Source organism: Streptomyces sp. NPDC085944 (assembly GCF_040686295.1).
GTDB classification, from domain to species: Bacteria; Actinomycetota; Actinomycetes; order Streptomycetales; family Streptomycetaceae; genus Streptomyces; species Streptomyces salinarius.
In genome coordinates, this window is sequence record NZ_JBFBJX010000013.1 from 123,783 (window position 1) to 147,416 (window position 23,634).

Consider the following 23,634-nt stretch of genomic DNA (forward strand, 5'->3'; position numbering starts at 1 on the left):
TCACGGCAGGACGGTGGCGAGGCGGTGGCGGATGCGGTCGAGACCGGCCGGGGTGCGGGAGGGGGCGGCGGTGGTGCAGCCGGGCAGGGCGGCCCTGGCGAGGGTGCCGAGCAGGGCCCGGGGGCCGCTGTCGAGGTAGGTGGTGAAACCGGCGCGGCGCATCGCGTGCAGGGTGCGGGGGAGGGCGAGGGGCTCGGTGAGATGGGCGGCGGCCACGGTGCGCAGGTGGGCCGGGGTGCGGGCGGGCCCCGCCCTGGTGGCCGTGTACACGGCGAGGGTGGGCGGCGCGACGGGCTGCGCTCGCAGCAGGCGCCGGAAGGCCTGGTGCACCTCGGTGAGCAGCGGGTGGTGGTAGGCCGTACGGCTGGTCAGCGGGGTGGCGCGGCGGCCGAGCGCTACGACGGTGTGCCGGACGGCGGCCAACTGGTCGTCGGGACCGGCCAGGACGGTCTGGCCGGGGGCGTTGCGGGCGGCGATCCGCACCTGTGGCAGGTCCTCGGCGCTCAGCAGGTCCGCCGCCTGCTCGGCGGTCAGGTCCGTGGCCAGCAGGCCCGCCGCGGGCAGCGCGGCCTCGCGCAGCAGCCGGTCGCGGACGTGCAGCAGCCGGACCCCCTGTTCCAAAGTGATGGCGCCGGTCACCGTGAGCGCGGCGAGGTCGCCCACGCTGTGCCCGAGCACCGCGTGGACGGGCGGCGCGGCGAGGTCGAGCAGGACGGTGGCACAGGCGACCACCGCGGCGTAGGTGGCCAGGTCGAAGCCCAGGGGATCGGTGCGCACGAGCCGGCCGGGTTCGGGTGCGCCGGGGTCGGTGAGGAGGCCGGCGACGGGCGCTCGGGGGCCGCCGAGCGCGGTGCTGCGGGTGTCCACCGTCCGCAGCACCCGGGCGACGGAGGGGACTTCGCCCAGATGACGCAGGGCGCCGGGGAGGTAGGCCCCCTGGCCGGGGCACATCAGCACGGTGCGCGGTGTGCCGCCGGCGGGGGCCGGGCGGCCGTCACTCACGAGGCGACGGCGAGCGCCACGTTGTGCCCGCCGAATCCCATGCTGGTGGTGACGGCCGCGAGGGGCCCGGAGGGCAGTGCCGCGGGGTCGCGGCCGACGACGTTCAGGCCGATCTCCGGGTCCACCCGTTCGAGACTGCACGCGGGCGGTGCGGTCCTGTCCCGCAGGGCGAGGACGGTGAGGACGGCCTCGATGGCTCCGGCGGCACCGAGGGTGTGCCCGAACGCGGCCTTGGTGGCGCTCACCGCGATGTCGTCCACGCCTTTGGCGAAGACGCTGTGCAGCGCCCGCGCCTCGCCGAGGTCGCCGAGCGGCGTCGAGGTGGCGTGGGCGTTGATGTGCCCGACCTGGTCCGGAGCGAGACCCGCGTCGCGCAGCGCGGCGTCGACCGCGGCCGCGCAGCCCGTTCCGCCGGGCGCCGGCTGGGCCACGTGGTGGCTGTCGTTGGTGATGCCGGCGCCGGTCAGCCGGCCGTGGACGCGGGCGCCGCGGGCGGCGGCGTGCCGGGCGCTCTCGACCACGAGCAGGCCGGCCCCCTCCCCCATCACGAAGCCGTCGCGGTCGGCGTCGAAGGGTCTGGACGCTCCCTTGGGGTCGTCGTGGCGCCGGGAGAGGGCCCGCAGCCGCGCGAACCCGGCCAGGGCGAGCGGATGCAGTGCGGCCTCGGCGCCGCCCGCGACCACGATGTCGGCGCGGCCGTCCCGGATCATGCCGAGGGCCTGGGCGAGGGCCTCGGCCCCGGAGGCACACGCGCTGACCGGGGCGTGCACCCCGGCCTCGGCGCCGACCAGCAGCCCCACCTCGGCGGCCGGGTGGTTGGGCAGCATGACCGGGATGGTGCGCGGGCTCACCCGTCCCGGGCCCTGCGTCCGCAGACGGCGGTCCTGCTCGAGGACGCTGGTGATCCCGCCGAGCCCCACCCCGACGACCACGGCCACCCGCGAGCCGTCCGCGGCGAGCGCCGACACGTCGGTGAACCCCGCGTCGCGGACGGCTTCCCGCGCGGCGACGAGGGCGAACTGCGCCGCACGGTCGCAGTGCGCCGCCTTGGCGGGCGGCAGAACGGTCCCGGGGTCGACGGCGGCCGGGGCCGCGAGGTACTCCTGCGCGGGCCCGTCCGGCTCCCCGAAGTCGACCCGCTCGACGCCGCACACGCCGTCCAGCAGGGCCAGCCAGGTGGTGGGTACGTCGCCGCCCAGCGAGGTGGTCAGGCCCAGCCCCGTGACGACGGCGGCCCGCTCCTCGGGGGCCGGGTCGGCCGCGTGCCGTGGGCTCACGCGGTGCCGCCCGCGGGGGCGGCGACGGCGGCGGCGAGGTGGGCGGCGATCTGCCGCACCGTCGTGAGCCGTTCCGCCTGCTCGTGGGGCACCTCGATCTGCCAGCGGTCCTCGATGGCGGCGACCAGCTCCAGCCGGGCCAGCGAGTCGACACCCAGGTCGTCCTGGAGGGAGGAGTCGGGATGGATCTCCTCCACGGTCAGGTCCTCGACCGTGGCGGCCAGCAGGTCACGTACTTCGTCGAGCAGCCGTGATGCATCGGCGGTGGACGGCATGTCCGGTTCCTCCTCGGTCGGTGCACGGTGCGCCCGGAGGTGGTGGGCGGGAGGACCCGGCCCCCCGGGCGCACCGGTGGTGTCCGGCGATCTGCCGGTTGCACGCCGACAGGCTGTCCGGCCGTCCGGGGCGGCAATCGCCGGGGCCGGGGTGACGGCGGAGCGTCGGGGGCACGTCCGGGGGCCCTGTGGGCACCCGTGTCCTCCTTTCACTGTGAAGCGCCCCGCCGTGGACCGAGGGTGGCGGGTGGCGGGTGCGTAAGGGGCCAGTGGTGGTGCCGTACTTCCTCAACGGACTTTGGCGGCTCTTTTAAGGCTTTCTGAAGATGACCTTCGAACGGCCGTTTTCACGCCGGTCGCGTCCTACGCTCTCGAACACCCCCCACAGTCCCGGTGGGCGCACTCGCGTCCACCGGGTACGGGGACTCCGTCAGCCGACCGACAAGCCGAGGTGTCCTGCGCATGGGTTCCCGCCGAGCCGCTCGCCCGTCCCGCTCCCACGCCCGTCCCCGCGGCGGGCTCAGGACCCGCGGTACCGCGCTGGCCCTCGGCGCCGTCGCCCTGACGGCGGGCGTCGGGATCACGCTGGCCGTCACCGACGGCGAGAACGACGGGGCCTCGGACCGGGTCACCGCGGACGCCGCCGACCCGGCGCCCAACGCCGAGGACGCGGCGGGCGGTGCGGCGCCGCTCGCGTCCGCGTCGGCGAGCCCGAGCGCCACGGCGAGCGCTTCCCCGAGCGAGAGCGCCGAGCCGAAGAAGAAGCCCAAGAAGTCGGCGAGCCCGACGACCAGTGCCGCGAAGGCTCCGGCACCGGCCTCCGAGGGTCCCGTCAAGGCCACCACGAAGAGCGCCGGCGACGGGTCGGGCGGCGAGGACTCGTCCGGCGGGGACAGCGGCTCGGGGTCGGGCGGCGGTTCCGGGTCCGGCTCGGGCGCCGGCGCGACCGGTGGGGCCGAGGCGCAGGTCCTCGCGCTGGTGAACGAGGAGCGGGCCGCGGCGGGCTGCTCGCCGGTCACCGCGAACGACAGGCTGACCCGGGCCGCGGACGACTACAGCGACGTCATGGCGAGCAGCGGTGTGATGTCCCACACGGGTCCCGACGGCTCCACCATGGCGAGCCGCGTCGAGGCCGCCGGCTACCGGTGGTCGACGCTGGGCGAGAACATAGCCCGGGGCCAGGCGGACGCCGCCTCGGTGATGGACTCCTGGATGAACAGCCCCGGCCACCGCGCGAACATACTCAACTGCTCCTTCAAGGAGCTGGGCGTCGGCGTCCACTTCGGCGACGGCGGCCCCTGGTGGACGCAGGACTTCGGCACCGGCCGCTGACGCCGACCGGCTCGACGCGCGCACGGCCCCTCCGCGGGCACCGCCACCGGGCCCTCAGCGTGCACCGCCACCGGGCACGGGCGCGTCCGCCAGCGCGAACGACACCGTCACCCGCGCGCCCCCGAGCGGTGCGCGGGCGATCGTCAGTTCGCCGTCCGCCGTACGGGCGGCCCGGGCCACGATGTCGAGGCCGAGCCCGGTGGAACCGCCGACGCTGACGCCCCGGGTGAGTGCCGCCTGTGGATCCGCCACCCCGGGTCCGGCGTCGTCCACGGTGAGGTGCACGTGCGCCTCACGCCGTTCCACGCGCACGAGGAAGCGGGTGCCCTGCGGGGTGTGCCGGAAGACGTTGCCGATCAGGGCGTCGACGACGGCGGCGAGGTCGTCCTCGGGGAAGGCCACGGGCGTCGGACGCGGGGTGAGGGAGCGCTCGAACGGACGCTCCTGCTGGGCGGCGAGGACCGACCAGAAGTCCAGGCGCATGGCGACCACCTCGGCGACGTCGCACATTTTCGCCGTGCCCGGCCCGGACCCGGCGAGCTGCGCCGACGCCAGGGGCGTGCGCGCCGCCGCGATGATCGAGTCCAGCTCGCGCTCGAGCTGCCCCGCCGCCTCCGTGACCCGCTGGGCGCTCGGCGTCGCGCCCATCCGGTCGGCCTCCAGGTAGAGCGCGGTCAGCGGGGTGCGCAGCCGGTGCGAGAGGTCGGCGACCAGTTCGCGTTCGACGGCGAGCAGGTCGACGACCCGGTCCGCCATGGTGTTGAACGCCGCTCCCGCCTCCTGCAGCTCGGGCGGTCCGTCCGGTGCCACCCGTACGCCGAGGTCGCCGGAGCCGAGGGCCAGGGAGGCCCGTTTCAGGCCCCGGGAGGAGCGGACCACGCGGGCGCCGAGCCGGTCGGCGACCAGCACCGAGCCGCCCACCAGTCCGACGGCGAGCAGGGCCATCACGCCCCAGGAGGCCGCGACGCCCCGGGTGAGGTCCGCGGCGGGCACGTACGCCTCGACGACCGCGATCCGCTCGCCCCGCAGGACGACGGGCTGGAGGTAGGCCCAGCCGTCGGGGGTGTCGACGGCGAGGGTCTCGCGCCCCCGTACGGCCCGGTCGAGCGCCTCCTCGGAGGCGTGCGGCGTCCCGACGAAGGTGCCGTCGGGCAGTCGTACGACCAGTTGGTCGGAGGAGCCGAGTTCCGCGACGGCCTGCTGGACGTCGGCGCGCCGGGTGGTGAGGGCGAGCACCGGCGAGAGGGCCGCGGCACGCTGTTCGGCCGCGGTGGTGACCCGGTCGCGGGCCTGTTCCCGGACGAGGAGGGCGAGCGGGATGAGGAACGACAGCGCCACCATGGAGGTGACGGCCAGGGCGATCCCGGCGAGGGCTCGTCTCATGGCGCGCTGACCAGCTTGATGCCGATGCCCCGCACGGTGTGGAGGTAGCGGGGCTTTCGCGCCTTCTCGCCCATTTTGCGGCGGAGCGCGGAGAGATGGACGTCGACCGTCTGGTCCTCGACGTACGGCTGCTGCCACACCTCGGTGAGGATGCGCTGCCTCGAGATGACCTGGTCGGCGTTGGCGGCCAGGTAGGCGAGCAGATCGAACTCCCGCCGGGTGAGGGCGAGTTCCCGGCCGCCGAGGTGGGCGGTGCGCGCGGTGGGGTCGATGCGGAGGTCGGCGACCCGGAGGACGGGCGGCCGGGCGGCGGGGAGGTCGGCGGGCACGGAGCGGCGCAGTACGGCGGCGAGCCGGGCCGCGAGCTGACCGCCGGAGAACGGCTTGACCAGGTAGTCGTCGGCCCCGGCGTTGAGCAGCCTGATGATCTCGGACTCCTCGTCCCGGGCGGTGGCGACCAGCACCGGGACGCGGGATATCCCCCGGATCATCCTGAGCACGTCGAGTCCGTCGAGGTCGGGCAGCCCGAGGTCGAGCACGACGATGTCCGGCGGGCTCTGGGTGATGTCGCGCAGCGCCTCGAAACCCTGGTGTGCGGTCTTCACCGCGTAGCCGTGTCCGGTGAGGACCTCGATCAGCGCGGCCCGGATCACAGGGTCGTCCTCGACGACAAGTACGGAGGCCATGGGCAGGCACGTTAGCCGGTCCGTCACTATGGTGTCGTGTCCCGCCTCCTGCGCTACCTGATCATCTGGCTGTCCTGCACGGCGGCCAGTGTCACGGCCGTCATCATCACGATCAGCTTCGTGGTGGGCTCGACCCGGCCGACCGCACCGGTCGCGCAGACGGCGCCGAAGGAGCTCCCGGCCCCGCCCCGGCCGACGGTGTCCAAGACCGTGACGGCCACTCCCAGCCCGTCGCACACCAGCCCGTCGCCCACCAGCCGGGCGCCCCGCCCGACGCCGTCCCGCACCAGCGAGGAGCCGCCCGGGCCGACCCCGACTCCCGCGCCGACGCCGAGCGCCCGCACCACTCCCCCGCGGTCTCCCGGGGCCGGGGACGGCCCCGGGTGCGAGGAGGGCGGGGCGGGTGTCTACACGGTGCCGTCCGAGGGCGGCAAGGCCACCGTGCGGTTCGGCGGCGGCGGGGTGTGCCTGATCTCGGCGGTGCCGAACCAGGGCTTCACGGTGAGTACGGAGCAGAGCGCGCCGCAGACGCTGAAGGTGACGTTCGCGGCGAGCCGCCACCGCTCGGAGATCACCGCGACGACACAGCCGCAGAGCCGGGCCGACGTCCGTGAGGTGTCGTGGTGACGTTCCTCACCCGCGCCCTGCCCTCGCCCTCGGTCAGGTGGTGAGGCAGGAGGCTCCGTCGAGCGTGAACGCCGCCGGGGCGGTGTTGGTGTCGCCCTTGCGCGCCGTGAAGCCGAGGGTGACCGTGGCGCCGGCCGGGATGGTGGAGGTGTAGGAGGCCGGGGCGACGCTGACCGCGCCCGCGTTCTGGGTGGCGGTGCCTCCCCACATGTTCGTGATGCTCTGCCCGTCCGCGAAGGCGAACGCGAGCGTCCAGGGGCCGACGGCGGCGCTCCCGGTGTTGCGGACGGCGATCTCGCCCTGGAAGCCGCCGGGCCACTCGCCCACGACGCGGTATCCGACGGAGCAGGAGGCGCCCGGGGTGCCGCCGCCCTCGTCGGTGGTGACCTCCACGGCGGCGGAGCGGGCGGACCGGTTGCCGGCCGCGTCGCGGGCGTAGACGGCGAAGGTGTACGTGGTGCCGGCGGTGAGACCGGTCACGGTGGCGGTGGTGGTCGTCGAGGATGCGATCCGCGTCTCGGTACCGTCGCCGACCCGGACGACGTCGTAGCCGGTGACCGCGGTGTCGTCGGTGGCGGCGGTCCAGCCGAGGGTGACGGAGGTGTCCGTGACCGCGGTGGCGGCCGGGGTGCCGGGTGCCGTCGGGGCGCGGGTGTCGCCGGGCGCGCCGCCGCCGTAGACGGTGGCCTCCTTCGCGGTCCGGGCGATGCCGTTGACGCCGTGGAAGATGCGTTCGCCCCAGTCGCTGAGCCTGCTCGGGTCGAAGTCGAGCGCCAGGTCCAGGATCGGGTCGGTGTTGCCGCTCCACGACCAGGCGAGGTAGCCGAGGCCCAGCCGCTCGGCGGTGGCCATCACGGTGTCCTCGTCAGGGTCGCCGTACTGGTCGGCGGGGCCGCCGAACTCGCCGACGAGGATGGGCAGTCTCGCGTCGACGAAGGCGTTGAGGTAGTCGGCGATCTCCTGGGCGGTGTCGAAGACGCTGTACATGTGGATGGAGAAGACGAGGTTGCCGGTGGGGTCGGCGTCGTAGACGGTCCGCGCGTTGGCACGCATGACGCCCTGCCAGTCCTGACCCCAGTTGGGGGCGTCCACCATGATCGTGTGCTGGAGTCCGGCGGCGCGCAGCTTCTTGACGGCCGCCGTGGTCGGCTCGGTCCAGCCGGCGGGGTCGGTGTTGCCCCAGGGCTCGTTGCCGATGTTGACGACGACGTAGTCCTCCTGGCCGGCCAGGACGTCCTTGAGGCCGATCCAGTAGTCGGCGGCGTGGTCGAGGGTGCCGGCCGCGGCGTCCTCGCCGTATCCGGTGGTGTCGTGCACCTCCAGGACGCAGATCAGCCGGTTGGCCTTGCACTGCTCGATGACGGCGGCGACGTCGCCGGGACCGTTCTCGCTCCAGCGGTACCCGTCCGAGAGGACGACCCGGACGCTGTTGGCGCCCAGCGCCTTGACGTCCGCGAGCGACTGCGTCTCGCCGGGGTACCAGGTGTGGGCGTGGTTGACCCCGCGCATGACGAAGTCGTTGCCGTTGGCCTCGAGGAGGCGGCCGTCGCCGACATGCAGGCCGACTGCCTGCGCAGCTGCCGGCGCGACGCCGGCCGAACGGGTGCCGGGTGACTGGGCCAGCGCCGACCCCGGAAAGAGGGCCCCGACGACGACCAGCCCGATCAGGGCGGCCAGAGAGGTCAGCAGGCGGGCGGGGAGCGTCTTCGGTAGGGGTGTATCGCGTCTTGCTCTGCGCACGGCGACTCCAGGGCGGGTAGTGCGGACACACGGACGGCGAGCAGCTCATGGGAGCGCTCCCACATGCACCACCATGAAACTGGCGCCGCCGCGTACACGTCAATAAGCGGGACAGAAAACGCTTGCCCCGCCGGCTCGGGCAGGGCTGGTCCCCGCCCGGCGGCCGCGCCCGCGGGGTCACCCGTCGACCGTCACCACCACGGAGTGCCACCCGCTCGCGCCGTCGGGCACGGTGCGCGTGCGCTTCTCGGTCTGCACCTCGCCGGTGCGGTCGGTGGCCCGCACGGTGAGGTTGTGGCTCCCCTTGGTGGCCTGCCAGGCGTACGACCACTGGCGCCAGGTGTCGCGCGAGTCCTCGGCCGCGAGGGTGGCCTCCTGCCAGGGTCCGTCGTCGACGCGGATCTCGACCTTGTCGATGCCGCGATGCTGGGCCCAGGCGACTCCGGCGACCATCACCGTGCCCGCCTTCGGCCGGGCGAACGGTTTCGGGGTGTCGATCCGGGACTGGGTCTTGACCGGTGCCTCGCGGGCCCAGTCGCGCTCGACCCAGTACGCGTCGTAGGCGTCGAACGTGGTCAGCTCGATGTCCTCGATCCATTTGCACGCGGAGACGTAGCCGTACAGGCCGGGCACGAGCATGCGGACGGGGAATCCGTGGTCGAAGGGCAGGGGCTCGCCGTTCATGCCGACGGCGAGCATGGCGTCGCGACCGTCCATGACCTCCTCGACCGGGCTGCCGATGGTCATGCCGTCCACGGAGCGGGCCACGAGCTGGTCCGCCGGGCCGCCCTTCGACGGCGGCCGGACGCCGCACTCGTCCAGCAGGTCGGCGAGCCGGACGCCGATCCAGCGGGCGTTGCCGACGTAGGGGCCGCCCACCTCGTTGGACACACAGGTGAGGGTGATGTCCCGCTCGATCAGCTCCCGCCGCAGGAGGTCGTCGAAGGTCAGCGTCCTCTCCCGGGCGACACCGTCGCCGTGGATGCGCAGCCGCCAGCCGGTGGCGTCCACCTTGGGCACCACCAGGGCGGTGTCGACCCGGTAGAAGTCGCCGTTGGGGGTGATGAAGCGGCTGACCCCCTGCACCCCTGCCTGTGCCCGCCGGGGCACCGCCGGGGCCGGGGAGCCGGGCGGCGGAAGGGTGACGTTCTCGCGTGAGGCGAGCGCCTCCCGGCCGCCCGCGCCGCTCATGGCCCGGCCCAGGACGCCGGCCCCCGCCGAGGCCGCGGCCGCGGCGGTCGCGGCGAGGACGAAACGGCGCCGGTCCCAGCCCTCGCCCCGCTCCCCCGGATCCGTCCGGCGCGGTGCCGGGAGGAGGCCGACGAGGACGTACAGGAGCACCGCGCCGGCGATCGCCCCCAGGACGGAGGGGAGGGCGTCGGTGACACCGGTGGAGTCGGGCCTGCCGAGGGCCGCCGCGGCGCCCACGACTCCGAAGACGAGGACTCCCCCGGCACCGGTGCGCCGGTGCCGGACGGCGAGCGCGCCGAGGGCCAGGGCGAACAGGGTCAGTGCGGCGAGGATGCCGAGCTGGAGCACGAGCTTGTCGTCGCTGCCGAAGGTGCGGATCGCCCAGTCCTTCACGGCGGCCGGCGTACGGTCGATGGCGGCTGCGCCGACCGCGACGACCGGCCCGGCCTGCGGGCGCACCGCGGCCGCCGCCAACTCGGCGACGGCGAGGGCGGCGCCCCCCGCCAGGAGGCCGCTCAGGGCCCCCAGCGGGAGGCGGGTCCAGGTGCTGGCCGACGCGGTGCGTGGAGTCTTGTCGTGGTCGCTCACGACGGTAATCCGGCACCGGGCGGCGGACGGATTGGTGGCGCGTCGCCCGCCGTCACGGTGTCCCGGCCCCGGACCCGGGCTGCGTCCCCGTCCCGAAGGCGTGGCCGAGCACCGTGCGTAGCGCGTGCCGCACCGCCGCGCGCGACTCGTCGGTCACGTCGATGGTCTCGAAGCCGTGGTGGCCGTTCGGCACGTCGATCACCTCCACGTCCGCCCCGCGGTCCTTGGCCGCGGCCAGGAACTCCTCGACGGTGGAGGCGAGTTCCGGCATCTCCAGCCCCACCCGGGTGAGCACGACGGGCAGGCCGCCCGCGTTCGCCACGGCGCGCACCGGTCGCAGGCGGGTCTCGGACAGCCCCCAGTTCGGCAGCGGCGCGAGGACCGGGTAGGTGGCCGCCAGGCAGCGCAGCCACGCCGGGGGCGCGTCCAGCCAGTCGGCGGCGATCAGGCCACCGCCGGAGAAGAACCACAGCGCGATCCGGTCCCCGTCCACCCGCGGATCGGCCCGCGCCAGTTCCACGGCGGCGGCCACGTCCGCGGCGGCCCGCTCGTAGTCGCCGAGGTCGTGCAGGCGGTGGTCGAGGAGGACGCCCACGGCTCCGTCCCCGGCCACGCACCGTGCGTACCCCGTCAGGCCGGGCCAGTCCCTGGGGGTCGGCCGGGCGTCGGCGGGTACCGGACCGCCGTGCACGAACACCACCGCGGGGCGGGGCTCCCCGGCGTCGGGCAGGTAGAGGTCGACGTTCCCGTGCCGCTCCCTCGGGACGTCGGGCACGTCCATCAGGAACGGCCGCAGGTGTCCCGGCCCCTCGGCGTCGTCGACCGGCTCCAGCCGGTGTCCCTCGCCCGTCGCGGCCCGCAGCAGCACGTCCGTCAGCTCGGCGGGGCAGGACAGCATCGGCCAGTGGCCGGTGGGGAGCTCGAAGAAGGTCACCCGGGGGTCGGTCAGGGCGCGCAGCGCGGGGTCGCCGAGGCGCACCAGCATCTGCACCAGCTCGATGCTCGTGCCGTTGCCCGTGCACAGCACGCCGGTGGTGGGCACCGGGGCGACCGCGCCGGTCAGCCGCAGCGGCTGGAGCAGGGTGCCCAGGGGCTGGGGCGCGGCGAGGGCGGTGAGCCGGTCCAGTGCGGCGTCGGGGACTCCCGCGGTGCTGCCCCAGCGCGGCCACTCGTCGAACGTCGGGGGCGGCAGCAGGCCCGGCGTCTCGTCCGCCCCGGCGGTTTCGGGAGTTCGGGCGAGACGGTCGCGCAGGGACTGGTCGGGTACGGCGGCCAGGGCCGGGACGCCGTCCCTCGGCAGGCCCGAGTCCAGATAGACGATCCGCTCGATGTGCTCGGCGCACCGGTCGGCGGCACCGACCGCCGGGTGGATGCCGTAGTCGTGGCCGACCAGGACGATCCGCCGGCCCTCGGACCCGCCCGCGGAACCGACCACGGAGTCGACCACCGCGAGCACGTCCGCGATGTGGGTCTCCAGGTCCACGGCCGAGTCGCCGGCCGCGCGCGGTCCGTCGAGGCCGGTGAGGGCGACCGGGTGCGCCTCGGCGCCCGCCGCGGTCAGGCGCGCGACGGTGTCCTGCCAGATGTGGGTGCCGGTGAACATGCCCGACACCAGGATGAACGCGGTCATGGTCTGCTCTCTCCTCCGTCCGTGGCGGCCCGGCCCGATCACCGGCCCGCTGTCGCCGGTACCGTAGGAACTCCCCCTGAGGGAGGTTCAAGTGTTCACGTCCCACGACGGCCTGTGCGGCATCGGCGAGCTGGCCGAGGGCGCGGGTGTCACCGTCAAGACGGTCCGCTTCTACTCGGACCGGGGTCTGCTGCCGGAGGCGTCCCGCAGCGCCGGAGGGCACCGCCGTTACGGTCCCGGGGCACTCGACCGGCTGCGGCTGATCCGCTCCTTGCGCGCCCTGGGCCTGGGCGTTCCCGAGGTGCGGAGGATCCTCGACGAGCGGCACGCGGACGGCGCGGCGGGCGGCGGGAGCGGGTCGGGCGGGGCACTGGAGGCCGCGGTGGCGGGCCGGCTGCGTGAGGTCGGCTCGGAGCTGAGGGCCTTGCGCTGGCGGGAGGCCGCACTGCGGCTGGTGTCGGAGTCGCCGCCCGGTGAGCAGGCCGACCGACTGCGGTTGATCGGTGCCGTGTCCGTCCCGCCCAGCACGGCGCCGCTGGTACGGTTCTGGCGCGGATGGCTCCCGGCGCGGATGCCGGCCCGGTCGGCCGGGGCCTTCCTGGACGTGGCGGTCCCGCAGCCGCCCGACGACCCCTCTCCGGCCCAGGTCCTGGCCTTCGCCCGCCTCAACGCCCTCACCCTCGCCCCGTGTCCGGGCACCGCCCAGCCCCAGCCCGAGGCCCACCGTGCCGCCGGGGCGCGGGGGGCCGCCGTGCTGTACGCGGCGCTCGCGGAGGCGTACGAGCTGGCCGGGGCGCAGCTGCGCCGGGGCCGGGAGCCGCATCCGGGTGAGGCGTTGGACGGCTTCGTGGGCGCGTACACGAGTGCGTACGGGGTGCGGGACACCCCGGACTTCCGGCGCCGGCTGGCCGGGCAGCTCGCCGCCGATCCACGTCTGGACGGCTACTGGGAGCTCGTGGCCGAGGTGCACACCGCGCCGGGCGGGCGGCCGGAGCCGACCCCGGGCACGGCGCACGACTGGCTGCTGGCGGCGCTGACCGCGCAGACGGGGGCGGTACCGGTTCAGGGCACGTCGCCCCGCCAGTCGAAGCGGCGGGTGTCCCCCGGCCTCGGGGCGTAGGCGGAGCGGCCGCCCGGGCCGTAGCGGCCTATCTCCGTCGCCAGTGCCACGGCGCGGCCGCGCTCCTGTTCCGTGAGGTCCGTGACGTCCAGGAGCAGACCGTCCAGGGGACCGCCCACCAGATGCGCGTACACGCGTCCGGCGCGCGGCCCGGGGTTGTCGTGGTCGGCGCCGTAGACCCTGCCGCGCATGAACTCCACCTCATCCATGCGTGAAGCCTCGCATCCGGCACTGACAACGGCCCGCGCGACGAGGGCCGGGACCGGTTCAGAAGGGCGGCTCGTCCAGCAGTTCCAGCAGACAGCGTGCCCCCGCCGCGGCCGTCGCGGCACCGGCGGCACCGGATGCGGTGGGGAAGAGCCGGCCGTAGGCGGCGGCGCGGTTCAGGGCGCTGAGCCGCCAGGCGAGGCTCGCCGCCCGCCGCAGCTGCGCCGCCGTACGGCCGGAGTCGGTCCAGGGTTCGAGGTAGGCGTCGCGCAGGCGCGGCAGCACGTGCGGACCGTGGTGCTCGGCGGCCCGGCGGGCGGGGACGACGAGGCCCGCGAAGGGGTGGGCCACGACGGCGTCGCCCCAGTCGAAGAAGGTGAACCTGCCGGGCGCGGGACGGAACAACTGCCCCTCGTGCAGGTCGGCGTGGTCGAGGGAGTCGGGGACGCATGAGGCGTCGAGTTCCGCGCACCAGTCCAGCAGGCGGGGGCGCAGGTCCCGCAGCGCGACCCGGTCCCGGTGCGGCAGCGGGGTGTCGTCGAGCCGGTCGAGGACGCCGGGCAGCGCGCGCACGGGGACGGCGGGGACACCCAGGCGTTCGATCTCTCCCGCCCGCACGGTCAGGGCGTGTTGCACGGCCGCGTACTGGCGCACGAGTTCTTCCCACGCGCCGGGGGTGACCGTCTCCCGTGCGAGGACCTCGCAAAACCGCGGTCCCCCGTCGGGCAGCAGCGACCAGCCCCGGTCGGTGTCCACCGCCAGCGGCTCCAGGACGCGCCCGGGGACCCAGCGGGCCAGTGCCGCGGTCAGCGCGCCCTCGAAGGCGCTGCCCGGCGGGTTCGCCTTGAACCAGACCGCGTCGCCTCCCCGGACGGACAGCCGCAGCAGGACGGACCACGGCCGCAGCCGCACCCGCCACTGCCCCGTCGGCCGCAGCCCGCGGGCGGTGAGCCCGGACCGGACCCAGTCCAGGACCTCGGCGCGCCAGGCCGGTTCCTCCCACGGGGTGACGGTGTCCTGGTACCGCCCCCGGTCCACGGCCACCGGTGCGTCACTGAGCATCGGGCCATCCCAGCACGGCGCGCTGCCCGTGACCACCGGTTTTCCCCTCGCAGGGACCGCCGGGGCCGCCGGACGGTGCCGGTACCGCTGGTGCCGGCACCGGCCCGTCCGGCGGCCGTGGGACTGGAAGGACGAGGCGGATCAGGCCAGGTCGAAGCGGTCCAGGTTCATGACCTTGACCCAGGCGGCGACGAAGTCGTGCACGAACTTCTCCTTGGCGTCGTCGCTCGCGTAGACCTCGGCGAGCGCCCGCAGTTCGGCGTTGGAGCCGAAGACCAGGTCGGCACGGCTGCCGGCCCACTTGACCTCACCCGTGGCGGCGTCGCGGCCCTCGAACGTGGTCCGGTCCTCGGACGTCGACTTCCACGTGATGCCCAGGTCGAGCAGGTTGACGAAGAAGTCGTTGGTCAGCGAGCCGGTCGTCCGGGTGAACACGCCGAGCTGGGACTGCTGGTGGTTGGCGCCCAGCACCCGCAGGCCACCGACCAGGACGGTCATCTCGGGCGCGCTCAGGGTGAGCAGGTTGGCCCGGTCGAGGAGGAGGAACTCGGCCGGCAGCCGGTTGCCCTTGCCGAGGTAGTTGCGGAAGCCGTCGGCGGTCGGTTCGAGCGCCTCGAAGGACTCGGCGTCGGTGTGCTCCTCCGTGGCGTCCACGCGGCCCGCGGCGAAGGGGACCTCCACCTCGAATCCGGCTTCCTTGGCGGCCTTCTCGACGGCCGCCGAGCCACCGAGGACGATCAGGTCGGCCAGGGAGACGTGCTTGGCGCCCGCGCCGGCGTTGAAGTCCCGCTGGACGCCCTCAAGGACGCGCAGGACCTGGGCCAGCTCGTCGGGCTCGTTGACCTCCCAGCCGCGCTGCGGCTCGAGGCGGATGCGGGCGCCGTTGGCGCCGCCGCGCTTGTCGCTGCCGCGGAAGGTGGACGCGGAGGCCCAGGCGGTGGACACCAGCTGCGCCACGGACAGGCCGGACTCCAGCAGCTTGGTCTTGAGGGCGGCGACGTCCTCGGCGTCGATGGCCTCGCCCTGGGGCTCGGGCAGCGGGTCCTGCCAGATGAGGGTCTCCTCGGGCACCTCCGGGCCGAGGTACAGGGACTTGGGGCCCATGTCACGGTGGGTCAGCTTGAACCAGGCGCGGGCGAAGGCGTCCGCGAATTCCTCCGGGTTCTCGTAGAACCGGCGGGAGATCGGCCCGTAGATCGGGTCGAGGCGCAGCGACAGGTCGGTGGTGAGCATCCGGGGGCGGTGCTTCTTGGCCGGGTCGTGTGCGTCGGGAATGATCTCCGGAGCGTCCTTGGCCACCCACTGGTGGGCGCCGGCCGGGCTCTGCTCCAGCTCGTACTCGAACTCGAAGAGGTTCTTGAAGAAGCCGTTGCCCCACTCGGTGGGCGTGCTGGTCCAGGTGACCTCCAGGCCGGAGGTGATGGCGTCGCCGCCCCTGCCCGTGCCGTGGGTGGACTTCCAGCCGAGTCCCATCTGCTCCATGGGGGCGGCCTCGGGGTCGTCGCCGACGGCGTCGGCGGGGCCGGCGCCGTGGGTCTTGCCGAAGGTGTGGCCGCCGGCGATCAGCGCGACGGTCTCCTCGTCGTTCATCGCCATGCGGCGGAAGGTCTCACGGATGTCGCGGGCGGCGGCGATCGGGTCCGGGTTGCCGTTCGGGCCCTCCGGGTTGACGTAGATCAGGCCCATCTGGACGGCGCCGAGGGGGTTCTCCAGCTCGCGGTCGCCGGTGTAGCGCCGGTCGTCGAGCCAGGTGGTCTCGGGGCCCCAGTAGACGTCCTCCTCGGCCTCCCAGACGTCGGCGCGGCCGCCGGCGAAGCCGAAGGTCTCCAAGCCCATCGTCTCCAGCGCGACGTTGCCGGTGAGGACGAGCAGGTCGGCCCAGGAGAGGTTCTGGCCGTACTTCTTCTTGACCGGCCACAGCAGGCGGCGGGCCTTGTCGAGGTTGCCGTTGTCCGGCCAGCTGTTGAGCGGGGCGAAGCGCTGCTGGCCGGCGCCCGCGCCGCCGCGGCCGTCGCTGATGCGGTAGGTGCCCGCGCTGTGCCAGGCCATCCGGATCATCAGCGGGCCGTAGTTGCCGAAGTCGGCGGGCCACCAGTCCTGCGAGGTGGTCAGCACCTCGGCGATGTCCCGTTTCACGGCCGGCAGGTCGAGGGCGTTGAAGGCGGCCGCGTAGTCGAACTCCTCACCCAGCGGGTTGGCGACGGCGGGGTTCTTGGCGAGGATCTTCAGGTTCAGCCGCTCCGGCCACCACTGACGGTTTCCGCCGCCCTGCGTGGGGTGCGGGGCGCGTCCGTGGGGGACCGGGCAGCCGCCCGTCTCCTCGGCCTTCGCGTCGGTCACGATGGCGTCGTGGTTCTCGGACATGGGAATCCTTCCGAACGGGGCGGATCACGGTGCTGGGGAACTGCCGGGGGTGGAGCAGTCGGGGCACAGGCCCCGGTAGATGACCTCGGCCTCGTCTATCACGAAGCCGTGGTCGTCGGAGGCCGTCAGACACGGCGCGTCGCCCACGGCGCAGTCGACGTCCGCGAGGGTGCCGCAGGACCGGCACAGGACGTGGTGGTGGTTGTCACCGACCCGTCCCTCGAACCGCGCCGGGCTGCCGGGTGGTTCGATACGGCGTACGAGCCGTGCCGCGGTGAGGGCGTGCAGGGCGTCGTACACGGCCTGGAGGGAGACGTGCCCCACGCGTCGGCGCACCCCTGAGGTGAGGGCCTCGGCGTCGAGGTGGTCGCCCTCCCGGACGGCCTCGAGCAGCGCGACGCGGGCGGCGGTCACCCGCAGTCCCGCCCCGCGCAGCTCGTCGGCGGTGGCCGGATTCCGGGAGTTCCGGGATGCCGTCATGAGGGCGAACCTACTCCCTGGAACACGAACGACTCAAGGAAACGAGTGGCTCCACTCTGGATGGCCGCCGCTGACGGGTGGCGTCCGGAACGCCTGTCCGGGTGCCGCCGGACGGACGTGGTAGTAAACGTGCGTGGCGGGCACTGGCAGGGGATGCCGCCCCGTATCAGTGCGACGACAGGAATGAGTTGCCGGTGCTTGTGAAGACGTTCCGCTGGGCTTTCGTGGTCACCGCCCTCGGCCTGGCCGCCGGAGTGCTCTACGACGGCTGGACCGCCCTCGGCATCGTGGCGATTCTCTCCGTCCTGGAGATCTCCCTGTCCTTCGACAACGCGGTGATCAACGCCGGGATCCTGAAGAAGATGAACGCCTTCTGGCAGAAGATCTTCCTCACCGTCGGCATCGTGATCGCGGTCTTCGGGATGCGGCTGGTCTTCCCCGTGGTGATCGTGGCGATCAGTGCCCGGCTGAGTCCGTGGAACGCGGTGCACCTGGCGCTCACCGACAAGGACCGCTATCAGGAACTGGTGACCGACGCCCATCCGTCGATCGCCGCCTTCGGCGGCATGTTCCTTCTGATGATCTTCCTGGACTTCGTCTTCGAGGACCGGGAGATCAAGTGGCTTGAGTGGCTGGAGCGTCCGCTGGCCAGGTTCGGCAGCGTCGACATGCTGTCGGTCTGCATCGCCCTGATCGTGCTGCTCGTCTCCGCGACCACCTTCGGCGCCCACGCCCACCAGCACGGCGGCACACACGCCGACGAGGCCGAGACCGTCCTGCTCGCGGGCGTCGCCGGCCTCGTCACCTACATGGTCGTCGGCGGCCTCTCCGGTTTCTTCGAGCAACGGCTCGAGCACGAGGAGGAGCGCGAACAGGAGGCGCAGGAGAAGGCGGAACGGGCGGGGCGGCGCGGGTCCCCCGTCCAGCTGGCGGGAAAAGCGGCCTTCTTCATGTTCCTCTACCTGGAGGTCCTGGACGCGTCCTTCTCCTTCGACGGCGTCATCGGCGCTTTCGCCATCACCAACGACATCGTCCTGATGGCCCTCGGCCTCGGCATCGGCGCCATGTACGTACGGTCCCTGACCGTCTATCTGGTCCGCCAGGGCACCCTCGACGACTACGTCTACCTGGAGCACGGCGCCCACTACGCCATCGGCGCGCTGTCGCTGATCCTGCTGGTCACCATCCAGTACCAGATCAACGAGATCATCACCGGCCTCGTCGGCGTCGTCCTGATCGGTGCGTCGTTCTGGTCGTCCGTGCGGCGCAACCGCGCGCTGCGGACCGCCTCTTGAGCGACCTGGCAGGTGCGCTACATTTTGCAGCGCCTTGACCACGATCATTCGCGATCCGACGCGCGCGATCCCTCACGCTACGGAGCCGGCAACGCCATGACCGACATCGTCAACGGACTCGGCCGGGCCGCCGCCTACGGCGGCCTGGGGCTGGTCCTCCTGGTCCTCGGCATCGTCCTCGTGGACCTGCTGACGCCCGGAAAGCTCGGCCGGCAGATCTGGGAGCAGCGCAACCGCAACGCCGCCCTGGTGCTCAGCTCCGCGCTGCTCGGCATCGGCGGCATCGTCTTCACCTCCATATGGACGACCTACGAGGACTTCGGCAAGGGTCTGGTGTCCACGGCCGTGTTCGGGCTGCTGGGGCTCGTGATGATGGCCCTGGCCTTCCTGGTGGTCGACCTGATCACCCCGGGGCGGCTGGGCGCGACGCTGGTCGAGCCGGAGCCGCACCCGGCGGTGTGGGTGACGGCGTCGTGCAACCTGGCGGTCTCCGCCGTCGTCGCCGCCTCCATCGCCTGACGCCGCTCTCCCGTCACTGGAGGCGCCTGATGTCCCCGCGCACCCGGTAGAAGCCGCCCGACGCGGCGTGCAGGGCGTCGACCACGTACCGCGCGCCGGGTTCCCTGATCGCCCTCGGGAACTGGACGTTCCACGAGTGGTCGTACCCCTCCGACACCACGTGGATGCGGGTACGGCCGTTCTCCTGGACGCACTCGACCACCACCGAGCCCGCGGGTGCCGCGGTCACGGTCGCCACGGCGGCGACCGCGGTGGCCGGCGCGTACGTCGGCAGGGTGGCGGCGAGCTTGACGTCGCGGGCGACGGGAACCGAGCCCTGCTGCGCGGCCGCGACCGCCGCCTCGCTCGCGTCCACGCACACCAGGGAGCCGTCCGTGGTGACGAGGAAGAGCCGCTCGTCGCGGTACTGCATGGACAGGGCGGAGCCGCCGCCGGTGCCGAGCTTCCACAGGCGGGTGCCGTCCCGGTCGAAGCAGTACACCGAAGACGCGGAGTCACCGGCGAAGACGAACCGGCCGCCGGGTGAGGTGGCGCAGGAGTAGACCGGGCTGTCGCAGTGGTAGGTCGCCTCGATGACGCCGGTCGCCTTGGACAGCCGCTGGACGGTGTGGCGCGCCGTGCCCGCGTACACCGCGTCGTCCTCCTGCCAGCCGAAGAGGACGGCCCCCTGGGTGGGGGTGTGCCACACCTCGGTGCCGCCGTCGGGTGCGTGGGCCGTCACGCCGCGGGTGTGCCCGTGGTAGACGGCGCGGTCGTCGGCGCGCACCATCCAGGCGTGCTCACCGCGCCCGCCGCGCGACCACTGGTGCTCGTCCTCGTGGTCGATGACGGTGAGCCGGCCGGCGCGGTCCGCGACGTTCAGCACGCCCTCGTGGATGTCGAGCCAGAAGATGTCCACGTCGGCGGCGATGTCGTAGGCGGCGAAGGGCAGTTTGGACGACAGGTCGTAGACCCGGCCGTCGTCGCAGCCGGCGTAGATCCAGAAGTCGTCGGCGACCAGGCACTTGACTCCGTCCGGCAGTTGGTAGCGCGCGAGGACCTCGCCGCCGTGGGCCAGGGTGTAGACGTCACCCGCCTGGTTGCCCACCCAGCACTTGTCCTCGTCGATGTGGATGCCGAACGCGGCGGAGCCGGTGCGGAACCGCCACAGGACCGGGGCGACCGCGCGGGCGGTGGAGGGTGCGGAGGCCACCTGCCGGCGGGTGACGGCCCGGGGCGCGCGCTGGCCCTGCACGGCGGGCTCGTAGCCCTTGCGCATCTTCTCGCCTATCTTCTTGGCCGCGGCGGCCTCGGCCTTCTGGGCGGTGGGGAAGGTGGAGGTCTGGGTCTGCCCGGCGGCGCCGATCCGGCCGTAGCGCACCGACACGACCTGTCCCTGGACGGTGACTTCGTAGAACTTGTGCGCGCCCCCGCCGTCCTGCGACAGCTCCAGGTACGTCCTCGACATGGCAGACCTCTCCCCGGTCGGTCCCGCGGCGTGTTCCGCGGGTTCCACTGACAGAACCGTAGAAGGTGCCACTGACAGTCGGACGTGGTGAGCGGCCCGGACGGCCCGCCCGGCTGCCGTCCTGCGTCCGGGAGCCCGCGGCGCTCCGGCCGGCCGGGGTGTGAGCGGATCACGCGGCCCGTTCGACGCTCCACAGCGGCAGTTGCTCGAAGAAGGCGACCGCGTCCTCGCGCCAGCGCGGGCGCCAGCTCTCCGCCACCAGGCGGGCCCGCTCGGCGTACTGCCGCATGTCGGCCCGCATCCGGTCGGCGACACCGGCCCGCTCGCCGATCGCGCGGACCTCGGCGACGGTCCGCGGTGTGCAGGCGGGATCGCCGAGGGCCCGGCGCACGAAGTCCCGCTCGGCGCCGCTGACGGCGGACAGCAGACGGACCACGGTGTAGGTGTGCCGGCCCTCGCGGATGTCGGTGCCGGTCGGCTTCCCCATCGCCTCCGCGTCACCGAACAGGTCCAGATAGTCGTCGCGCATCTGTCCGCAGATGCCGAGCAGGCGTGCGTAGTGGCTCAACCCGGGTTCGTGCGCGTCCGGTTGCTCGCCCGCGGCCAGGAGTCCGAGACGCAGGGGTGCCAGGACCGAGTACCGGGCCGACTTGTGGTCGGCGACGGCGTGCAGGACGTCGTCGCCCGGGGGTGCGGCACTGAAGTCGCGTTCCAGGTCGACGATCTGGCCGACGAAGGTGTCGGCCGCGGCCCGGGTCTGGACCTCGACCATGGCCTGGCGCACCTCGGTGGGAAGCTCGGCCTCCAGGAGCACACGCAGGCAGAGGGCCAGGGCGAGGTCGCCCGCGAGCACCGTGAGGGCGAGCGCGGCGCGTGGATGCCCGGGGAACTTCTCCCGGTAGGCGTAGTACGTGGTGGGGCCGCCCCTGCGGGTGGCGCTGTCGTCGATGAGGTCGTCGTGCACCAGGCCGTGGGTCTGGAGGAGTTCGACGCTCAGTGCGGCGGCGTCCAGCCCTTCGACCGCCTCGGCGGTCACCAGGCGCGCGGCCTCGTGCAGCAGGACGACCCGCATCCGCTTGCCGCCGCGCAGCGACAGGTCGCGCAGCAACTCGACGCAGTCCGGGGTGAAACGGCTGAAGGACGGAGCGTCCAGGGTCGTACCCAGGGTGTCGAAGTACTGCGCGAAGAGCGTGTTGAACCGGCGCTCGTACCCGGCGACGCGGGCCGGCGGCTGCTCGGTCATGACGAAGTCCTCCTGTGAGCGGGGCGGATGACGCGCTCAGCAGTGTGTCAGGGCGGGCCGGGAGATGTGCGACGTGGCCGGAGAAGGACGCGAAACGGGAGGAATGGGCGTTGGAGTTGAAGGAGTTGTGGACATGCCTCCATCCTTCCTTCATGTCTCTCACGTCTGCCCCCTCCGATCTGTCCGACCTGTGCGACTACGCCTTCGAATGGGCGTTGGTGGACGTGGAGACCTCCGGCCTCGTACCGCGCCGCGACCGGGTGCTGTCCGTGGCCGTGGTGACCCTGGGCCCGGACGGCGAGCAGACCGGCGAGTTGTCCACCCTGCTGGACCCGGGCTGCGATCCGGGGCCGGTGCACGTGCACGGCCTGACGGCGGAGCGGCTGCGCGGGGCGCCCGCCTTCGGGCAGGTGGCCGAGCGGATCGGGGCACTGCTGGAGGGCCGGGTGCTGGTCGCCCACAACGCCCAGTTCGACTACGACTTCCTCGCCCACGAGTTCGCGCGGGCCGGGCTGCGGCTGCCCGTGGCCAGGCGGCTGTGCACCCTGGCCCTGAACCGGCGCATCGACCCGCCGACCGACGACCTGAAGCTCGGCACGCTCGCCGCGCACTACGGCGTGCCCCGGCTCAAGGCGCACGACGCGCTGGACGACACGCGGGTGCTGGCGGGGGTGCTGCGCGCCTCGCTGCGGGCGGCGGCGGGGCTCGACCTGCCGCTGCCCCTGGTGGCCTGCCCGCCGCGACAGGACCCGCGGTTCGCACCGAAGCCGCCGAAGACGCCGTGCGCCTTCCGCAACCCGGGGCGGCTGACCCCGGGCGGGCCGCTGGTGCAGGGCATGAAGGTCGCCGTCACCGGGGAGACCGGTACCGCCCGCGCGGACCTGATGCTGCGGGGCGTCGCGGCGGGCCTGAACATGATGGGCTCGGTCAGCAGGCACACCAGTGCCCTGGTCACCAACGAGCCCTCCGGGGGCTCGGCCAAGGCGCGCCGGGCACGTGCCGAGGGCGTTCCGGTGATCGACGAGTCGGTCTTCCTGCGGCTGCTCGGCGACGTCCGCCCCGGCACCCCGCACGAGGGGGCGGCGGTCCCGGAACCCGTGCCGCCCTCGCATCCCGTAGTAGTGGCCCTGGAACCCGTGCAGTACCCGCACCCCGCGCCGCCGACCCCGCAAGCCGTACCGGTCGAGGGACCCCCGCCGGTCGGGGGACCCGAGCCGGCCCAGGGTCCCGCACCGGCTCCGGAACCCGCGACCGCGCTCTCCCCCGGGCTCTCGGCCGTGCCGACGCCGCGCCAACCCGCGGCGGGCGAGGCCGCCGGTCCGAAGCCCGGCACGAAGCGCTCCGCGAAGCCGCGCGGGCCACTGACCGGGCGCCGCGTCCTCGTACTCGGCGGCACCCACCCCGACGCGGTGGCCGCCCGCACCCGCGTCGTCGAACTCGGCGGGGCCGCGGCCATCAACCTCTCCGCCGGTGTCACCGACGTGGTCGTTCTCGACGGCGGCCGAAGCGACCGCCGACTTGCCAGGATCACCGCGCTGCTCCTGCCCGTCCATGACGCCGCGTGGCTGGTCGCACCGGTGGTCACGGAGGCGGCCGGGGCGGGAGAGGGGCGCGCGGCCGCCCATGTGCTGCCGCGCGGTGGCGTCGTCGACCTTCCCCTGCCGAAGGGCCGGGGACCGGCGGACCGCTGGACCGTCACCGCCTCCTGGGCGCAGCAGACGGCGTGCGAGATCGACGTGGTGGCGTTCGTGCTGGACGAGGACGAGCAGGTCTCCTTCGACGAGGACTTCGTCTTCTACGGCGCCCCGGAGAACCCGGGCGGCACGGTGCGGCTGCTGAGCGACGGGCCGACGGAGCAGACCGTCAGCGTGGACCTCGCCACGCTTGCGCCCTCGGCCCGCAAGGTCGTCGTCGCGGCCGCGATCGACGGCTCCCCCGCCTTCGGCGACGTGGGCGCCCTGCACATCGTCTCCGGCCCCGGCGCCGGCGCGGCCGCCCTCGCCCAGGCCACGCTGGACGCCGCCACCACCGAGCGCACGATGCTCCTGGCGGAGATCTACCGGCGCGGGGGAAGCTGGCGGCTGCGCGCCGTCGGGCAGGGCTACGACCACGACCTCGGCGCCCTCGCCCGGGGGTACGGCGTCGACGTGACCGACTGACACCGGC

Annotated in this window: 21 protein-coding genes; 6 read left to right on the forward strand and 15 right to left on the reverse strand. The window is 73.8% G+C overall.

Going from position 1 to position 23,634, the window contains the following annotated elements; genetic code table 11:
- Genes AB0P07_RS25060 through AB0P07_RS25070 form a run of 3 tightly spaced genes read right to left on the reverse strand, consistent with a single transcriptional unit; the run spans position 1 to position 2,554 of the window.
- Positions 1–1,002, reverse strand: coding sequence for an acyltransferase domain-containing protein (locus tag AB0P07_RS25060; RefSeq protein ID WP_365554227.1), 1,002 nt, complete (start codon positions 1,000–1,002; stop codon positions 1–3).
- Entirely contained in the window at positions 999–2,279 is a 1,281-nt protein-coding gene (locus tag AB0P07_RS25065; protein ID WP_365554230.1) for a beta-ketoacyl-[acyl-carrier-protein] synthase family protein, read from the reverse strand. Before AB0P07_RS25065 ends, AB0P07_RS25060 begins: the two co-directional genes overlap by 4 nt.
- Entirely contained in the window at positions 2,276–2,554 is a 279-nt protein-coding gene (locus AB0P07_RS25070; RefSeq protein ID WP_365554233.1) for a phosphopantetheine-binding protein, read from the reverse strand. The genes AB0P07_RS25065 and AB0P07_RS25070 overlap by 4 nt, the downstream gene beginning before the upstream one ends.
- A gap of 462 nt (positions 2,555–3,016) precedes the next feature.
- Between AB0P07_RS25070 and AB0P07_RS25075 the strand changes: the two genes are divergently transcribed.
- A complete protein-coding gene (locus AB0P07_RS25075; RefSeq protein WP_365554236.1) occupies positions 3,017–3,886 on the forward strand; it encodes a CAP domain-containing protein in 870 nt (289 codons plus the stop codon).
- Between the two features lie 54 nt (positions 3,887–3,940).
- Here the strand turns inward: AB0P07_RS25075 and AB0P07_RS25080 are convergent, their stop codons facing one another.
- Genes AB0P07_RS25080 through AB0P07_RS25090 form a run of 3 tightly spaced genes read right to left on the reverse strand, consistent with a single transcriptional unit; the run spans position 3,941 to position 6,302 of the window.
- Positions 3,941–5,269, reverse strand: a complete 1,329-nt coding sequence (locus AB0P07_RS25080; protein WP_365554239.1) for a HAMP domain-containing sensor histidine kinase — start codon at positions 5,267–5,269, stop codon at positions 3,941–3,943.
- Positions 5,266–5,955 (reverse strand): response regulator transcription factor, encoded by a 690-nt coding sequence (locus tag AB0P07_RS25085; protein WP_164712677.1) that lies wholly within the window; start codon positions 5,953–5,955, stop codon positions 5,266–5,268. The genes AB0P07_RS25080 and AB0P07_RS25085 overlap by 4 nt, the downstream gene beginning before the upstream one ends.
- 53 nt (positions 5,956–6,008) lie before the next feature.
- Entirely contained in the window at positions 6,009–6,302 is a 294-nt protein-coding gene (locus AB0P07_RS25090; protein ID WP_365554242.1) for a hypothetical protein, read from the reverse strand.
- Positions 6,303–6,369: 67 nt separating this feature from the next.
- Between AB0P07_RS25090 and AB0P07_RS25095 the strand changes: the two genes are divergently transcribed.
- Positions 6,370–6,582 (forward strand): hypothetical protein, encoded by a 213-nt coding sequence (locus tag AB0P07_RS25095; RefSeq protein ID WP_365554245.1) that lies wholly within the window; start codon positions 6,370–6,372, stop codon positions 6,580–6,582.
- Between the two features lie 33 nt (positions 6,583–6,615).
- Here AB0P07_RS25095 and AB0P07_RS25100 read toward each other — a convergent pair whose 3' ends face one another.
- The 3 genes from AB0P07_RS25100 to AB0P07_RS25110 form a co-directional block, all read right to left on the reverse strand.
- A complete protein-coding gene (locus AB0P07_RS25100; protein WP_365554247.1) occupies positions 6,616–8,322 on the reverse strand; it encodes a cellulase family glycosylhydrolase in 1,707 nt (568 codons plus the stop codon).
- A 177-nt stretch (positions 8,323–8,499) separates the two neighbouring features.
- Entirely contained in the window at positions 8,500–10,101 is a 1,602-nt protein-coding gene (locus AB0P07_RS25105) for a sulfite oxidase (protein ID WP_365554250.1), read from the reverse strand.
- Between the two features lie 52 nt (positions 10,102–10,153).
- Positions 10,154–11,731 (reverse strand): alpha/beta hydrolase, encoded by a 1,578-nt coding sequence (locus AB0P07_RS25110; RefSeq protein ID WP_365554253.1) that lies wholly within the window; start codon positions 11,729–11,731, stop codon positions 10,154–10,156.
- Between the two features lie 91 nt (positions 11,732–11,822).
- Between AB0P07_RS25110 and AB0P07_RS25115 the strand changes: the two genes are divergently transcribed.
- Complete coding sequence (locus AB0P07_RS25115; RefSeq protein WP_365554256.1) at positions 11,823–12,851, forward strand: MerR family transcriptional regulator; 1,029 nt, start codon at positions 11,823–11,825, stop codon at positions 12,849–12,851.
- On the opposite strand, the gene AB0P07_RS25120 is transcribed toward AB0P07_RS25115, so the two are convergent.
- The 4 genes from AB0P07_RS25120 to AB0P07_RS25135 all read right to left on the reverse strand — a co-directional run bounded on the left by AB0P07_RS25120 (position 12,794) and on the right by AB0P07_RS25135 (position 16,964).
- Positions 12,794–13,060, reverse strand: a complete 267-nt coding sequence (locus AB0P07_RS25120; RefSeq protein WP_365554259.1) for a hypothetical protein — start codon at positions 13,058–13,060, stop codon at positions 12,794–12,796. The genes AB0P07_RS25115 and AB0P07_RS25120 overlap by 58 nt on opposite strands.
- A gap of 58 nt (positions 13,061–13,118) precedes the next feature.
- The gene (locus AB0P07_RS25125) at positions 13,119–14,120 is read right to left on the reverse strand and encodes an aminoglycoside phosphotransferase family protein (RefSeq protein WP_365554262.1); all 1,002 of its coding nucleotides are present in this window, start codon (positions 14,118–14,120) and stop codon (positions 13,119–13,121) included.
- A gap of 141 nt (positions 14,121–14,261) precedes the next feature.
- Positions 14,262–16,484: a catalase/peroxidase HPI gene (gene katG, locus AB0P07_RS25130; RefSeq protein ID WP_365554265.1), complete on the reverse strand. Its 2,223-nt coding sequence runs from the start codon at positions 16,482–16,484 to the stop codon at positions 14,262–14,264.
- A gap of 24 nt (positions 16,485–16,508) precedes the next feature.
- The gene (locus tag AB0P07_RS25135; RefSeq protein ID WP_365554268.1) at positions 16,509–16,964 is read right to left on the reverse strand and encodes a Fur family transcriptional regulator; all 456 of its coding nucleotides are present in this window, start codon (positions 16,962–16,964) and stop codon (positions 16,509–16,511) included.
- Between the two features lie 194 nt (positions 16,965–17,158).
- On the opposite strand from AB0P07_RS25135, the gene AB0P07_RS25140 reads away from it, so the two are divergent.
- Both AB0P07_RS25140 and AB0P07_RS25145 read left to right on the forward strand, forming a co-directional pair.
- Complete coding sequence (locus AB0P07_RS25140) at positions 17,159–18,259, forward strand: DUF475 domain-containing protein (protein WP_365554271.1); 1,101 nt, start codon at positions 17,159–17,161, stop codon at positions 18,257–18,259.
- Positions 18,260–18,355: 96 nt separating this feature from the next.
- Entirely contained in the window at positions 18,356–18,778 is a 423-nt protein-coding gene (locus AB0P07_RS25145; protein ID WP_365554273.1) for a DUF350 domain-containing protein, read from the forward strand.
- Between the two features lie 13 nt (positions 18,779–18,791).
- Here AB0P07_RS25145 and AB0P07_RS25150 read toward each other — a convergent pair whose 3' ends face one another.
- Together AB0P07_RS25150 and AB0P07_RS25155 are read right to left on the reverse strand one after the other, a co-directional pair.
- Positions 18,792–20,225 (reverse strand): WGR domain-containing protein, encoded by a 1,434-nt coding sequence (locus AB0P07_RS25150; RefSeq protein ID WP_365554276.1) that lies wholly within the window; start codon positions 20,223–20,225, stop codon positions 18,792–18,794.
- A 169-nt stretch (positions 20,226–20,394) separates the two neighbouring features.
- Positions 20,395–21,468: a polyprenyl synthetase family protein gene (locus tag AB0P07_RS25155; protein WP_365554279.1), complete on the reverse strand. Its 1,074-nt coding sequence runs from the start codon at positions 21,466–21,468 to the stop codon at positions 20,395–20,397.
- Positions 21,469–21,620: 152 nt separating this feature from the next.
- On the opposite strand from AB0P07_RS25155, the gene AB0P07_RS25160 reads away from it, so the two are divergent.
- Positions 21,621–23,627 carry a TerD family protein gene (locus AB0P07_RS25160; protein WP_365554282.1) on the forward strand — a complete coding sequence of 669 codons (2,007 nt, stop codon included), beginning with the start codon at positions 21,621–21,623 and terminating at the stop codon, positions 23,625–23,627.
- The last annotated feature ends 7 nt before the right edge of the window (positions 23,628–23,634 follow it).

Coding starts and splice junctions, on each gene's coding strand:
- AB0P07_RS25070 (WP_365554233.1), bottom strand. CDS start 2,554: ATGCCGTCCACCGCCGATGCATCACGGCTGCTCGACGAAGTACGTGAC.
- AB0P07_RS25075 (WP_365554236.1), top strand. CDS start 3,017: ATGGGTTCCCGCCGAGCCGCTCGCCCGTCCCGCTCCCACGCCCGTCCC.
- AB0P07_RS25080 (WP_365554239.1), bottom strand. CDS start 5,269: ATGAGACGAGCCCTCGCCGGGATCGCCCTGGCCGTCACCTCCATGGTG.
- AB0P07_RS25085 (WP_164712677.1), bottom strand. CDS start 5,955: ATGGCCTCCGTACTTGTCGTCGAGGACGACCCTGTGATCCGGGCCGCG.
- AB0P07_RS25110 (WP_365554253.1), bottom strand. CDS start 11,731: ATGACCGCGTTCATCCTGGTGTCGGGCATGTTCACCGGCACCCACATC.
- AB0P07_RS25120 (WP_365554259.1), bottom strand. CDS start 13,060: ATGGATGAGGTGGAGTTCATGCGCGGCAGGGTCTACGGCGCCGACCAC.
- AB0P07_RS25125 (WP_365554262.1), bottom strand. CDS start 14,120: ATGCTCAGTGACGCACCGGTGGCCGTGGACCGGGGGCGGTACCAGGAC.
- katG (WP_365554265.1), bottom strand. CDS start 16,484: ATGTCCGAGAACCACGACGCCATCGTGACCGACGCGAAGGCCGAGGAG.
- AB0P07_RS25135 (WP_365554268.1), bottom strand. CDS start 16,964: ATGACGGCATCCCGGAACTCCCGGAATCCGGCCACCGCCGACGAGCTG.
- AB0P07_RS25145 (WP_365554273.1), top strand. CDS start 18,356: ATGACCGACATCGTCAACGGACTCGGCCGGGCCGCCGCCTACGGCGGC.
- AB0P07_RS25150 (WP_365554276.1), bottom strand. CDS start 20,225: ATGTCGAGGACGTACCTGGAGCTGTCGCAGGACGGCGGGGGCGCGCAC.
- AB0P07_RS25155 (WP_365554279.1), bottom strand. CDS start 21,468: ATGACCGAGCAGCCGCCGGCCCGCGTCGCCGGGTACGAGCGCCGGTTC.
- AB0P07_RS25160 (WP_365554282.1), top strand. CDS start 21,621: ATGTCTCTCACGTCTGCCCCCTCCGATCTGTCCGACCTGTGCGACTAC.